The sequence below is a fragment of the Tenacibaculum sp. 190524A05c genome (assembly GCF_964036595.1).
GTDB lineage: Bacteria > Bacteroidota > Bacteroidia > Flavobacteriales > Flavobacteriaceae > Polaribacter > Polaribacter platacis.
Genome location: NZ_OZ038523.1, coordinates 3,247,865 through 3,261,801 on the forward strand (window position 1 = coordinate 3,247,865; position 13,937 = coordinate 3,261,801).

The following is a 13,937-nucleotide window of genomic DNA, read 5'->3' on the forward strand; positions in this document are numbered from 1 at the left end:
TCCAGCCTCTTTTAATTTAGGTATTATTTTCTAATTCCTAATTCTTTAATGATTGCACGATATCTGTTGATATCCTTTTTCTTAAGATAGTCTAACAAGCTTCTACGCTTACCTACCATCTTCACTAACGAACGCTCCGTGTTAAAATCCTTACGGTTTTTCTTTAAGTGCTCAGTTAAGTGGTTAATTCTGTGAGTAAATAACGCAATCTGTCCTTCAGCAGAACCAGTATCTTGTGCGCTTTTACCGTGCTTAGCAAAAATCTCTCCTTTTACTTCTTTTGTTAAATACATACCAATATTGTTATAAATGATTTTAATGTACCAATGATTTTCATTGAAGTTGCAAATGTACAATTATTTTTCTAAAGATTATCCTAGGGTTATGCTTTAATTAATTAATCTTTTTTTGTCAAAAATTAAACCTTTTTAAAAACTGTAAGTCAAAGAATCAGATTAACTTTTAATACTAATAATTATGACACTTAAGGATTTTAAATTAAAGATTTTGACAGTTATTGGAATGGTTGTACTTGCTTCATGCTCTAATAACGATGGAATGGATGCCGTGGAAACAGATTTAAGTACAGATGATGTAGAAGCAGTTGTATTGGCGGATGATATTACTTCAGATATCGATAATATATTAGAGGATGATGATACTGATTTTAATTTATTAGGTAAAGGAATTGATCAAAGTAAAAGTAGTGTTTCTGATTGTGTGGTTCGAACAGTAGAAGAGAATCCGAATGAAAATACAGTAACGATTACTTTAGATTTTGGTGATGGCTGTGTTGGTAAACGAGGAAGAGAATTTAAAGGTAAGATTATTATTGTTTATGAACGTACAGATACTGGGTATTCTAAATCTGTAACTTTTGAAGAGTTTTCTGTAGATGGAAATCAATTAGAAGGTTCTAAATCTGTAGTTAAAGTTAAAGAGAATGCGAATGGGAATAAAGAAGCTACGCATACGGTAGATTTAACATTGACTTTATCTACTGGTGAGGTAGTAACTTTAGAAGGAACACGAACAAGAGAAAAGATTGAAGGAGATGATACTTTTTTAAGAGGTGATGATGTATACTTAATTTCAGGTAATTGGAAGTTTGTAAATAAAAATGGAGTAGAGTTTACAGGTAATATTATCGAAAAATTAAGAAGAGAATATGCTTGTAAATATATTGTTAGTGGAATTACAGAAATATCTAAAAATGGTAATGTTTACACATTAGATTTCGGAGACGGATCTTGTGATAATAAAGCTACCTTGACAAATGCAGATGGAGAAAGTAGAGAGATTTCGTTAAGAAATAAATAGGTAGTGATAGTAGTTTTTCAGTTGAAAAAAACCAGCCGATTGGCTGGTTTTTTGTGTTATGCTCTTACAGGTTGATTTTGTATTAAATCTAAATACAAGTTTACCTGTTTCTTTAAGTCTTTTCTTTCGTAAATTCCATCTAAGAATCCGTGTTCTAAAACAAATTCTGATCTTTGGAATCCTTCTGGTAATTCTTTTCCTGTAGTATCTTTAACAACTCTTGGACCAGCAAAAGCAATTAAAGCATTAGGTTCTGCTATATTAATATCTCCTAACATTGCAAAAGAAGCAGTTGTTCCTCCTGTAGTTGGATCTGTACATAAAGAAACATAAGGAATCTTTGCATCTGCTAATTGAGCTAATTTTGCAGAAGTCTTTACTAATTGCATTAAAGATAAAGAAGCTTCCATCATACGTGCTCCTCCAGATTTTGAAATCATTAAGAAAGGGATATTGTTTTTAATAGAATAATCAATAGCTCTTGCTATTTTTTCTCCTACTACACTTCCCATTGATCCTCCAATGAAAGAGAAATCCATAGATGCAATTACTAAATCTTTACCAAATGATTTTCCAACTGCAGTTCTAACAGCATCTTTTAATCCTGTTTTATCTTGTGCAGCTTTTAAACGGTCTGGGTATTTTTTAGTATCCTCAAATTTTAAAGGATCTTTTGCTGTTAATTTCTCGTTTAGTTCAGTGAACTCATTATTATCGAAGAATAATTCGAAGTATTCTTTACTACCTACTCTTACGTGATAACCATCTTCTGGACTAACATAAAGATTTTTCTTTAACTCATCAGTGTCAATAATTTTTCCACTAGGAGTTTTGTACCATAAACCTTTAGGAGTGTCTTTCTTCTCTTCTGTAGGGGTTTGAATTCCCTTGTCTTTTCGTTTAAACCAAGCCATATTACGGTGTATTATAGTATTTAGTTAGTTTGTTATTTCGCAGCGCAAAATAAGTAAAAAACTAATGCTAATTACCAAAAATAAACTAAAAGTGTGTAAAAGCTTATAAAGTATCTATGTTGTTTAAATCTTCGAAAGCCTTCTTTAAACGTGTTTTGAATGTCTTTTCACCTTCACGTAACCACTTACGAGGATCGTAGTACTTTTTGTTAGGTACATCATCACCATCAGGATTACCAATTTGTGTTTGTAAGTAAGGTAAGTTCTCTGTCATGTAGTCTCTTACACCTTCGTTAAATGCATATTGAAGATCAGTATCAATATTCATTTTAATAACTCCATATCCAATTGATTCACGGATTTCTTCAACAGTAGATCCAGATCCTCCATGGAATACGAAATCAATAGTATTATGAGGAACATTGTATTTTTCAGAAATATGCTCTTGAGAATTTTTTAAGATTTTCGGAGTTAATTTTACGTTTCCTGGTTTATAAACACCATGAACATTTCCAAAAGCAGCAGCTACAGTAAATTGAGGACTTACTTTCATTAACTCTTCATATGCAAATGCAACTTCTTCTGGTTGTGTGTATAATTTAGAACTGTCTACATCAGTATTGTCAACACCATCTTCTTCACCACCTGTAATTCCTAATTCAATTTCTAAAGTCATACCCATTTTGCTCATTCTAGCTAAGTATTCTTTACAAATTTCAATGTTTTCTTCGATTGGCTCTTCAGAAAGATCAATCATATGAGAACTAAATAATGATTTACCAGTTTCTGCAAAATGCTTTTCACTTGCGTCTAATAATCCATCAATCCAAGGTAATAATTTTTTTGCAGCGTGATCGGTATGTAAAATTACAGGAACACCATAAGCTTCAGCCATTAAATGAACATGTTTTGCTCCGGCAACAGCTCCAGCAATTGCAGCTTTTTGATCTTCGTTAGATAAACCTTTACCTGCATTGAATTGTGCACCTCCGTTAGAGAATTGAATAATTACAGGAGCATTTACTTCTTTTGCAGTTTCTAAAACTGTGTTGATAGAATTTGATCCTACAACATTTACTGCTGGTAAAGCGAATGCTTTTTCTTTTGCTAAATTAAAAATCTCTTGAACTTCTTGTCCGGTTGCAACTCCTGGTTTTATCATTTTGTTAGTTTTAGATTTGTGTTATGAATAGAGACAAAACTACATAAATTTTCCTTTAAATGAAGAAAATGAGGAAGAGATTACGATTACGTTATAGTTAGGTTTTTATTAGAAAGGATAGTTGATTCCAATATTGTAGACAGCGTTAGAAAAACCAAAGTTTTGAAACCATCTATTATCCGTTAAGTATGGTTCTCTTATTTTAAAACCTAAGTCTAAACGGGCGACTAAAAACTTGAAGTCATAACGAATACCAAATCCAGTTCCGATGGCAATATCAGTTAGCGATTTTAGACCAGAGAATCGAGATTCTTCATCAACTCGAGAAGAGTTTGTAATATCCCAAATGTTTCCAGCATCCATAAATATGGCACTTTTTAAACTTCCAGCGATATCAAATCGGTATTCAAATGAAGTCAAGAATTTTAAACTTCCAATATTATATTCTAATCCTGGTAATCTTCTACCTGGACCTAAATCATAAGTTCTCCATGCTCTAATATCATTTGAACCTCCTGCAAAATAACTTCTTGAAAAAGGGATGGCAGAATTATCATAAGTAATAATTGCACCTAATAATGTTCTATGTGCAATAATGTTGTTCTGACCTAAATCCCAAAACTTCTTGTATTCAAGATCTGTTTTGAAGTATTGAGCCACTGGGATTTTAAATACCGTTTTCTGGTTATTTTCATTAGTTTGATTCGATAAAAGTCCCATTACATTTCCAGAATTGGCTATTCTGAAGCGGAAGTAAGAAAAGTCGTTATCTTTTACATTTTCTTGATTATTGTAAGTAAAGGAGTAAGCGATTTCTGGAATTAAGAAATCTGAGGTAATAATATCATATCGATTTAATATGTTCTGTGCATCTTGATATTCTAAAGGATTAGAAGCTTGAAAACTTGAATCAGCCAAAACCTCTCTCATGAAATTTACAATAGCCGTATTATTTTCAGCGGCTTTAGCAGGTAATGGAGTTCCCGTAAAAACATCATCAATTTCCTTTAATTTATCGTATTCAGAACCATAAATGATAAAGTAATTATCAACATTTAAGTTACGAACGTACTGCGCGTTTAATAATTCTAATTGAATTGATTTTCTTTTGTTGAAATTCCATCTGTAGTCAACACCTAGAGAAATATTTTGCTTATCTAATGCAATGTTTTTTTGAATGTTTAAACCTGTAGAAAAAATAGTTCTCGGTCTCATTCTTTTTGGAACCAATTTATGAAGTCCAAAAGGTCCCATAAATCTTGGTATTTCTAAAGATGCTGTAGTTCCAATTTCCCAACCTGGTCCATTTCTAGAGTTAAAATATCCACCTAAGAATGAAAGTTTGAAAATTTCAGCTCCTTTAAAAGTATTTCGGTTAACGAATGAAAATTTAGCAGAAATATCAAAATTTCGAATATTTGATCTTGATAATTCCGTTTCAACTCCAATAGTATATTTCTCTCTTGGTGTTAGAAAAATATTAGCCTCTAAAGATTCATCGTCGCCAAGAGGACTATATCTAATGGATGTAGATTTAAAATTTTTGAGTCCTCTTAAATGAGTTTGTGTAAGAGCTCTTAAAGAGTCGGTATAAATTTGATTTGGTCTAATAAATACAGATTGTCCAAGATATTTAGGATTATATCTTAATTTATCATGAGCATAAAAGTTAACACCATTATACGCTATGGAATCTAAATAAGGTTCGTTTCTTTTGTTATAACTATAGTCTGTGTAGATGTTTATTTTCTTTATTTTCTGAACTTTGAATGGTTTAGAAATATAGTTTCCATCTTGTTCAATTAATCGATCTAAAATCCCTAATTCAACCTTAGTTTTCTGATAATCTTGTAAGGTATCGTTGATAAACTCAATATAGTTTTCGTTGAAATGATAAACTCCTTTATTTCTGAATAGTTTTACCAGTCTTTGAGTTTCATTAATAAAATTTTGATTTTTATACTGATCACCAATTTTCAGGAAACTTTTATCTTTATTCAAATTGTAAATAGAGTCCAAAACCTTAGATCGAATTTTAACCGTAATTGAATCTAAAAAAGAAGGTTTGTTTTTTTCAATGAAATAAGAAATAGCTCCTTTTTTCTTTCCAACTGTATCTTTTTTCGACCATACTTTAGCTCTAAAATAACCTTCAGTTAAAAAGTAAGTTTCAAATTTTTTCTCGGTGTTTCGGGTTTTTTTATCGTCAATGATAACAGGAGCCTGACCATTGTTTAAGTACCACTGATTTAATCCGATAAAAGAGTTAGCTACAGCAATACTTTGTTTTTCAGAAAATATATCTTTGAATGTGTTATACCAACGAGGATGATTTTCTTTCCATTCTTCAACATCCTGTGAGCCTTTAGGATTTCCTAAATTATAGAAGTATAATGATAGTGGAAGCGCGCCAAGAACTCTAGCATTTCTGCGTTGTAATAGTAGTTCTTGTAATTTTTCATCATTTTGTTGAACACTATCTACGGTAATTGTAGTTTTTGTAAGCAACAACTCATTTACAGGTACATGCTTAATCGTATTACATGAACTTAAAAGCAGTATGAATAAAAAGTAAAAAGAAAGTTTTTTCATTAACTTTACGCCTCGCATTTTGTCTTTTATTTCTGGGCTAGTTGTTACAGCGGTGAATCTAAAAAAGCTAGGTAAACCCTACTGTTAAGTAAGTTTGAATGCTTTCCCAAAAATAACCGATGTGTCAAAAATACCATTTTTATGGTTAAGTGCTGTTAAAAAACTGCAAATGAGTTTATCCAAAAATCAAACCAAACTAATTAATAGTTTACGACAAAAAAAATATAGACAAGAAAATGGCTTGTTTGTAGCTGAAGGAATTAAAGTAGTGAATGAACTTTTAAATTCTGATTTAGAAATAGAGCGCATTTTTACTACTGAATTAGGCATTTTTAGTGAACTAGATCAGGCTAAAGTAGTTGAAATTTCAGAAGCAGAACTAAAGAAAGTAAGCACGTTTAAGACTCCGAATAAAGTTTTAGGAATTTTTAAAATTCCAAGTACTAAAGATATTGCGGAAGAAGGATTGGTTTTAGCATTGGATACTATTAATGATCCAGGGAATTTAGGAACAATAGTTCGATTATGTGATTGGTTTGGAATCGAACAGTTGGTATGTTCAACAGACACGGTTGATTGTTATAATCAAAAAGTAATTCAATCAACAATGGGTTCTATTACAAGAGTTAACATTGTATATACAGAATTGAAAGATTTCTTAGAAAAAACAAAATTGCCCACATTCACTGCTGATATGGATGGTGATAATGTGTACCAAACTGAGTTACCTAAAGAGGCTATTTTAGTAATGGGTAATGAAGCTAATGGAATCTCCGAAGAAATCAATAATGTAATTCAAAGTAAACTAACCATTCCAAGATTCGGTGAAACTCAGAAAACAGAAAGTTTAAATGTTGCCACAGCTACAGCTATTTTATTAAGTGAATTTAAACGAGGAAGTTCTATTTAAACTTCTGCTGCTTCTTTAGATAAAAAAGATTCTAATTCTTCTGCATGTGGATTGAATTCAAATTCCGATAAATTAGAAAGATAATTTCGTATTTCTTCTGGATTTATTGCTTCGATATTTTCTTTTTCATGCAATTCTGGATAACATGAAATGAAGAATTTCTGGACATGTGCGATTAGTTTAATTAAATCATTGCAATAAACTGACGGATTATTAAAACCGTTTGTTTTATTATGTCGATGCACCAATCTTCCTCCTTTACAGATTTCTTTCAGAGGGCATTGTAAACATTGATTACAAAGTTTAGAATTTAAATCATTAAAGTATAAGTTACCTAAAGATGTATTTTGAATGTCTTCGAGATTATTTGTTGTTATATTTAAACCTGTTTTTGTAAATCCGTGTCCACATGCTTTTAAGGAATCTATAGCTTCTATTTCTCCATTCGTTTCTATTACTAGTACGGTTGATTCATTTTTAGCATCTTCACTAATTCTCATTAAAGAGTTTAATAATCCAAAAAACAATGGAATTTTAAATCGATTGGGATCACTAATCCAAATATCAAAAAGCTCAATTAACCAATCTGCCATTGTTGTTTTTTCCTTATCAAAAGGAAAGTTATCATGCGTGTAGTCAGGAATCAAAAAGTTCACATAACTTGCGTTCATTTTTTTGAAACTAGAATAGATTTCTTTTGGCGATTCGTTTGTATTAATTACACAAGCAATATCTGCATAATCCATTTCTTTTCTTAGAAGTTGAACACTCTTAAAAACATTATCGTAGCTACCGTTTCCTTTATGATCAACTCTATACATGTCGTGTGCTTTTTTTGTTCCATCAACACTAATACTGGGAGCAATATTTAGTTTTTTGAATAAATTGATCCATTCAGTATTTAACAGAACTCCATTAGTTTGAACGTCAAAGTGAAAAGTAACATCTGGCAATTCCTTTTTTATGTGATTCACTTTGTCAATAAAGTCAATGTAAAATTGTTTTGGAGCTAATAAAGGTTCTCCTCCATGAAAGATAAAAGAGAATTCTTTTTTATTGTATTTTTTAATGTAAGCTTTTGTTTTTTCAATAATATGATCTACAATTTCAGTAGACATAAATTTAGGTTGCTTTTTATATGTGGTGTCTCCCAAATTATACATAAAACAATACGAACAATTTAGATTACATCTGCTTGCTATTTTTAAGGCTAAAGAATTAAAGGTCATGATGAAAGTTTTTAAACAAGGAAACTGTGAAGAATCACAATTTCCTTGAGAGGTTTAATAAAGCGTATTATAGTCTGAATCTTTCTTCTTCTTTTTCAGCAATAGCAACACATCTTTGTAGTTTATGACTCCAAACTTGACCGTAAGGACATTTTCCACCACCACCACTTGTTGGGTAATAAATTACATCATCGTCTGTAGGAATTGCTCCTCCTTTAATAAGAGATAAATCGTTGATTTGCTTGTTTGAAAATTTCTCTAATCCTTTTGATAAAAAAAATGATTTTTTCATTTCTATAAAATTTAGTTTTTAGCTTACTCTAGTTTTTGATTGATGTTTTAATCTTACATTTTCAGCTTCCTGTATCGATTAAAACAATTAGCTAGTTTATCTGGCATTAAACCGGCTTTGTTTAAAAAATGTACCAGCATTTGTTAAACTTTAATTTGGTTGTACATGTTTATATCAACAAGAGCAAAATTTTGTTACCTATTTGTTTAATAAAAAAAATAAAATGGTAAGTATTGTCTCATTTTAAATGCTGTAATATTTTGCTATTTTGCATAGTTGAACCCGATACAAATATTTGGTGAACCGAGAAGAAAAAGAAGCCTTATGAGTTTCTATTTATAAATAATGGAGATACTTTTTATAAAAAGTAACTGATTAAGAATTCAGAAGATTGTCCGATTTGCTGTGTGAAAAATTAAAATTATGGATAACTATAAGTAATTAATATTGATGTGTTTTTGAACTGTGTTTCTCGAGTATTATTAATTAAAAACACATATTATGATGACAGAAATTTTTCCATATTAAAAAATCTTGCCAATAAAAAATTGACAAGATTTTAATTTCTGACAAAACCTAGATCAAGTAACTACAGTTTGATGGTGTTTTTATCATTTAGGAGTATATCTGAAGGAAGTGAAATACTTTCTCTTTCATTTTCTGTTTCTCTATCGTCATCGTCGTCTGTTTCAGGATCTACTACGGCAGAGTAACTTGAAGAACTATTCTGATTTCCTCCTTTTATAAAAACTAGTTCATCCTTGCTGAGTGTTTCAAAAAAAATATCTTTTTTCATTTTTTTAAAAATTTAAGGACACAATACATTTATATGTTTTGTAATTTCCTTGTTATTGCCTACTCTACTTTTAGCTGTATCAATTAAATTATATTTTCGGCTACCTATAAGTTAATTAATAGCACAGAAAAACTAACCTGGCAATTAGTATTTACTATGACTTTCAAAAAATGTATGCCAGTACATTTCTAGTTTTAAGTCAGACTAAAATATTTTGTTAAGAATATTTGAAAAGTATGCTGTTCTAAACAATTACATCTTAGTTTGATTTATATATAAATCAAACACATAAAGATTTTGTTACCCTTAATATTTAAGAGAATTTGAAAAGGAGAAATGAATAAAAAAAACTCACTATTATTATAGTGAGTTTTGAATATTTTGAAATCTAAAATGATTTAGAATAATCCGTTTATTTGAGCATCGATCCTATCGATGATATAACCTAAATCTTCAGGCTTATCAACAAAGTCAAGCTTATCAACTTCGATAATCAATAATTTTCCTTTGTTGTACGTGCTAATCCAAGCTTCGTAACGCTCGTTCAATCTACTTAAGTAATCAATACTTATTGAACTTTCATAGTCACGTCCTCGTTTATGAATTTGTCCAACAAGAGTTGAGATATCTGCTCGTAGGTAAATTAATAAATCTGGCGGAGTCACTAAATTTTCCATTAACTCGAATAACGAAGAATAATTACCAAAATCTCTATTGGTCATTAATCCCATTGCATGTAAGTTTGGTGCAAATATGTGAGCATCTTCGTAAATAGTTCTATCCTGAATAATAGCTTTACCAGATTTGCGTAATTCTAATATTTGACGGAATCTACTATTTAAAAAATAAACCTGTAAGTTGAAAGACCAACGCTCCATTTCACCGTAGAAGTCATCTAAATATGGATTTTCATCTACCGATTCAAAGTGTGGTTCCCAATTGTAATGTTTAGCTAATAATTTGGTTAATGTAGTTTTACCAGCTCCAATATTTCCTGCGATTGCTATGTGCATAAATCATAGTTTTAGGCCAGTCAAAATTACATATAATTTTCAATTATTTTTTAGGATTAGCAAGTTAATTTATATCCGTAACCTCGAATGTTAATAATTTCCACTGAAGGATCCTTTTTTAATTTTTTTCTAAGCTTAGAAATAAATACATCCATACTACGAGCGTTAAAAAAATCATCATTCCCCCAAAGTTTATTTAAGATAAATGTACGGTCTAAAACTTCATTCTTTTTTTCAATTAAGTAATATAACAGTTCACATTCTCTATGTGTTAGCAGCTCAGCATCGTTTTTATAATATAACTTTTGCTTTTCATAATTTAAGGTGAATTCTCCGATTGGAATCTTCTCAAGATTTCTTTTCAGCGAAACTCTATCAAGTAAATTATAAACTCTTACAATTAGTTCCTCCATAGAAAAAGGTTTCTTCAAGTAGTCATTTCCTCCGTGCTGAAAACCATCTATAACATCTTTTGTTTGAGACTTAGCTGTTAAGAATATAATAGGAATTGAATTGTTTTCTTCTCGTATTTCTTTGGCTAATGTAAACCCATCTTTTTTGGGCATCATCACATCTAAAACTAAAATTTCTGGTTTTTCTTTTACGTATAATTCATAAGCCTCTTCACCATTTAAAGCATGAATTACTTCAAAATTTCTAGTTTCTAAACTTTCCTTTACAATTTGACCTAAACTAGGTTCGTCTTCTGCTAATAATAACTTTATCTTTTCACTCATTGGTTAGGTTAATTTTAAAAACGGTTTTTCCTGGATTTGCCTGTAAACTTATCGAACCTAAATGCTTTTCAATAATTTTTCGGGTGTAATACAATCCAATTCCAAAACCTTTTACATCGTGAGTATTACCTTTAGGGATACGATAGAATTTATCAAAGATTTTTTCTTGTTGGCTCTTATCGATTCCTTTTCCATTATCAGAAACGGAAATAGTAATATTATCTCTTTCGGCTATGAGTAAAACATCAATTTTATCACCTCCATATTTTACAGCATTATCAATTAAATTAGATACTGCATTTTCAAAATGAAATTCATCAATATTTAAAACTAGTGATTTAGCATTAGATGAAAAATGAATTTCTTTATCGTTGGTTAATAATTGGTGTTTATTCGAAAGTTTTTCTAACAAGTTAATCACTTCCACCTTTTCCTTTTTTAGTAAAAGTTTCTCACTATCTAAAGTTGCAGTTTCCAAAAGTTTTTCAACCATTAAGTGTAATTTCTTGATCTGGTTTTCAGAAATAGAAACATATTTTTTAGTTTTTTCAGTGTCTTCTATAGCATTAAAGTTATTAATGGCTTCTAAAGCAGTAGAAACTGTCGTGATTGGAGTTTTAAACTCATGAGTAATATTACTAATTAAGTCATTCTTAATTTCAGCTAATTCCTTTTGTTCGTTTATAATTCTCAACAAGTAGAATAAACTTGAAATTACTGCTAATGATAATAATAATGATAAAAATATACCTGTAGAACTTCTTCTTAAAGCTTCAGCAGAAGGATTGGTATACTTCATTTTGAATTGCTTATCTGGACCAAGAAATGTTGATTTTGATTCGATAATTTCAAATTGTTTAATAGGTACAGGTAAAAAGTCCGATTGTAATGTATCCGACTTAAAATATTGGAATCCATAATTTACGTTTATGTTCTTTTGAACGAGCTCTTTGCGTAAAATCGAATCAATTTTTATCGGGTTAATAGTATCGTTTTGTACAGCTACAAAAATGGTTTCTAATCCTTTAATTAATTTTAAACTGTCTGTAGCTCTTTTACCTCTAAAAACTCTAACATCAGAAATCGCATTACTTTCAATATGTGTTCCTGTTTTACCATTACTATGAAATTGAGTTATACCTTTTATTGGTTTAACGTTACTGTATTTAGGATCAAAACCAATAATAGTATCGCACATAATACTATCAATTACAGAAGTAGTTCTGTGGAAATCATTCTCGTCATCGGTTTCAAACTGAATAGACGTGATTTTTAAGTCTACTTTAGATGTACTGTCTAATTCTTGATTTTTTTTATCAGAAGTATTTGAATTACTATCTATTTTAGAGAAGATGTTTTTCCATACATTATTTATCTTTTTCTTATTCGTTGAATCTTTTTTATCAGTAACAATTGCGAAGTAACTTCTCTTTGATAAGTCAGCAAAATATTGCTCTACTGCATTGTCTAAACTTATTTGTATTTCGTTCATTACGCGCTGTTTGTTCTCTTGGTAATTTTTATAATTCCAATAGAACTGTACAGCTATTGTAGTAATAATTGTAGCTGTAATAAAATATAGAATCCAATTGTATTTTTTTGATTTCATACTTCAAAAGTACACTTTATATGCATACAAAATCAACCGGTTAACACTAGTTAACACTCGTTAACCTAGAAAGCTATTTTTTGAAAACATATTTGTACCATGAAATTAAAAAACCAAAAAGTCATGAAAAAAATATTAGTCCTATTTACTTTTTTATTAGCGTTGAATATGAACGCTCAAAAAGAAAGTGCTAAAGCTGAATTTAAAGATAATACTATAACATCTTTAGTTTTTACTGTTGATTCTGTAGAGGAATTAGAAACTATTGATTGGAAAGACGTAAAAGATATTTTTAAAAATAACAACGAACAAGATTCTATAAAATTAGGATATAGAGTTCGTTTTAATGAAACCAAGAAACATGACCATGAATTCAAACATAGTTTTGAAGTAAAAGGCAAAGCTGGAGATATTGATGGATCAATAAAAATTGCAAAAAAAGTAATTAAAGTTATATCAAATATTTAAAACAAAATAGTAAACATAATACCTAAAAAATGAACACCATGAGAATTACATTATTTCTATCATTAGTATTGTTATCCTTAATTTCAGGAGCACAAAACTTTCAAGGAAAAGCTACTTACAAAACTCATAGAAATATGGATATAAAAATTAGTAGTGATCAAAACGCACCAAATTCTGCAGTGCAGAAGAAGTTACACGAACAATTAAAGAAGATGTCTCAAAAGACGTTTACTTTAAATTTCAATAAATCAGAATCTACCTATACGCAGAATAAAGAATTAAAGCCAGAAGCTCAAACAGGAGGAGTAAGTATTGTTATGATAGGAGATGGTGGAGGAAATGATGTTTTGTATAAAGACGTAAATCAGAAAATTTATAGAAACAAAACAGAAATTAGTGGGAAGAATTTTTTGATTGAAGATAAGCTAGAAAATGCTCCTTGGGAAATGACTGCTGAAACCAAGAAAATAGGAAAATATACCTGTTATAAAGCAACAAGATCAAGAGAAGAAGATCGTGTAAGTTTTACGATGACAGACGGAGATCAAGAAGAAACTAAAGAAAAGGTAACCGTTACCACGGAAGTTTGGTATACGCCAGAAATTCCGGTAAGTAATGGTCCTGGAATGTTTTGGGGATTACCTGGTTTAATTTTAGAAGTACACGAAGGAAAATTAACCATCGTTTGTTCAGAGTTAGTTTTAAATCCATCAGATAAAGTAGAGATTAAAAAACCAAAGAAAGGAAAGAAGGTTTCTCAAGAGAAATTTGATAAGATTATGCGTGAAAAAACTCAAGAAATGATGGAGCGTTTTAAAAATAATCGTAAGTCAAGAAAAGATGGTGAATCAATAAGTATTGAAATTCAAGGATAGTGTTTAAACCTTTAGCTTTT

General features: G+C 30.1%; 14 protein-coding genes. 4 read left to right on the top strand and 10 right to left on the bottom strand.

Going from position 1 to position 13,937, the window contains the following annotated elements; all coding sequences use genetic code 11:
• Nucleotides 1-23: 23 nt before the first annotated feature.
• Nucleotides 24-293, bottom strand: a complete 270-nt coding sequence (gene rpsO, locus ABNT61_RS14420; RefSeq protein WP_348710142.1) for a 30S ribosomal protein S15 — start codon at nucleotides 291-293, stop codon at nucleotides 24-26.
• A 184-nt stretch (nucleotides 294-477) separates the two neighbouring features.
• Here rpsO and ABNT61_RS14425 point away from each other — a divergent pair, with 184 nt between their 5' ends.
• Complete coding sequence (locus ABNT61_RS14425; protein WP_348743716.1) at nucleotides 478-1,320, top strand: hypothetical protein; 843 nt, start codon at nucleotides 478-480, stop codon at nucleotides 1,318-1,320.
• A gap of 56 nt (nucleotides 1,321-1,376) precedes the next feature.
• Here the strand turns inward: ABNT61_RS14425 and accD are convergent, their stop codons facing one another.
• The 3 genes from accD to ABNT61_RS14440 form a co-directional block, all read right to left on the bottom strand.
• On the bottom strand, nucleotides 1,377-2,234 hold the full coding sequence (accD, locus tag ABNT61_RS14430) for an acetyl-CoA carboxylase, carboxyltransferase subunit beta (protein WP_348710139.1): 858 nt from the start codon (nucleotides 2,232-2,234) through the stop codon (nucleotides 1,377-1,379).
• 103 nt (nucleotides 2,235-2,337) lie between these two features.
• Nucleotides 2,338-3,396 carry a class II fructose-bisphosphate aldolase gene (gene fbaA, locus ABNT61_RS14435; RefSeq protein WP_348710138.1) on the bottom strand — a complete coding sequence of 353 codons (1,059 nt, stop codon included), beginning with the start codon at nucleotides 3,394-3,396 and terminating at the stop codon, nucleotides 2,338-2,340.
• A gap of 108 nt (nucleotides 3,397-3,504) precedes the next feature.
• A complete protein-coding gene (locus tag ABNT61_RS14440) occupies nucleotides 3,505-5,988 on the bottom strand; it encodes a BamA/TamA family outer membrane protein (protein WP_348743717.1) in 2,484 nt (827 codons plus the stop codon).
• A gap of 169 nt (nucleotides 5,989-6,157) precedes the next feature.
• On the opposite strand from ABNT61_RS14440, the gene ABNT61_RS14445 reads away from it, so the two are divergent.
• Nucleotides 6,158-6,898: an RNA methyltransferase gene (locus tag ABNT61_RS14445; protein ID WP_348743718.1), complete on the top strand. Its 741-nt coding sequence runs from the start codon at nucleotides 6,158-6,160 to the stop codon at nucleotides 6,896-6,898.
• Here the strand turns inward: ABNT61_RS14445 and ABNT61_RS14450 are convergent.
• The 6 genes from ABNT61_RS14450 to ABNT61_RS14475 all read right to left on the bottom strand — a co-directional run bounded on the left by ABNT61_RS14450 (nucleotide 6,895) and on the right by ABNT61_RS14475 (nucleotide 12,574).
• Nucleotides 6,895-8,127, bottom strand: coding sequence for a radical SAM protein (locus ABNT61_RS14450; RefSeq protein ID WP_348743719.1), 1,233 nt, complete (start codon nucleotides 8,125-8,127; stop codon nucleotides 6,895-6,897). The two genes, ABNT61_RS14445 and ABNT61_RS14450, sit on opposite strands and share 4 nt — an antisense overlap.
• A gap of 67 nt (nucleotides 8,128-8,194) precedes the next feature.
• Entirely contained in the window at nucleotides 8,195-8,419 is a 225-nt protein-coding gene (locus ABNT61_RS14455; protein WP_348710133.1) for a hypothetical protein, read from the bottom strand.
• A 589-nt stretch (nucleotides 8,420-9,008) separates the two neighbouring features.
• On the bottom strand, nucleotides 9,009-9,215 hold the full coding sequence (locus tag ABNT61_RS14460) for a hypothetical protein (RefSeq protein ID WP_348743720.1): 207 nt from the start codon (nucleotides 9,213-9,215) through the stop codon (nucleotides 9,009-9,011).
• Nucleotides 9,216-9,613: 398 nt separating this feature from the next.
• Nucleotides 9,614-10,228 (bottom strand): deoxynucleoside kinase, encoded by a 615-nt coding sequence (locus ABNT61_RS14465; RefSeq protein WP_348710131.1) that lies wholly within the window; start codon nucleotides 10,226-10,228, stop codon nucleotides 9,614-9,616.
• A 56-nt stretch (nucleotides 10,229-10,284) separates the two neighbouring features.
• Nucleotides 10,285-10,965 carry a response regulator transcription factor gene (locus tag ABNT61_RS14470; RefSeq protein WP_348710130.1) on the bottom strand — a complete coding sequence of 227 codons (681 nt, stop codon included), beginning with the start codon at nucleotides 10,963-10,965 and terminating at the stop codon, nucleotides 10,285-10,287.
• The gene (locus ABNT61_RS14475; RefSeq protein WP_348743721.1) at nucleotides 10,958-12,574 is read right to left on the bottom strand and encodes a HAMP domain-containing sensor histidine kinase; all 1,617 of its coding nucleotides are present in this window, start codon (nucleotides 12,572-12,574) and stop codon (nucleotides 10,958-10,960) included. Before ABNT61_RS14475 ends, ABNT61_RS14470 begins: the two co-directional genes overlap by 8 nt.
• A 123-nt stretch (nucleotides 12,575-12,697) precedes the next feature.
• On the opposite strand from ABNT61_RS14475, the gene ABNT61_RS14480 reads away from it, so the two are divergent.
• Nucleotides 12,698-13,042 carry a hypothetical protein gene (locus ABNT61_RS14480; protein WP_348743722.1) on the top strand — a complete coding sequence of 115 codons (345 nt, stop codon included), beginning with the start codon at nucleotides 12,698-12,700 and terminating at the stop codon, nucleotides 13,040-13,042.
• Nucleotides 13,043-13,080: 38 nt separating this feature from the next.
• On the top strand, nucleotides 13,081-13,917 hold the full coding sequence (locus tag ABNT61_RS14485; RefSeq protein ID WP_348710126.1) for a GLPGLI family protein: 837 nt from the start codon (nucleotides 13,081-13,083) through the stop codon (nucleotides 13,915-13,917).
• Nucleotides 13,918-13,937: the final 20 nt, after the last annotated feature.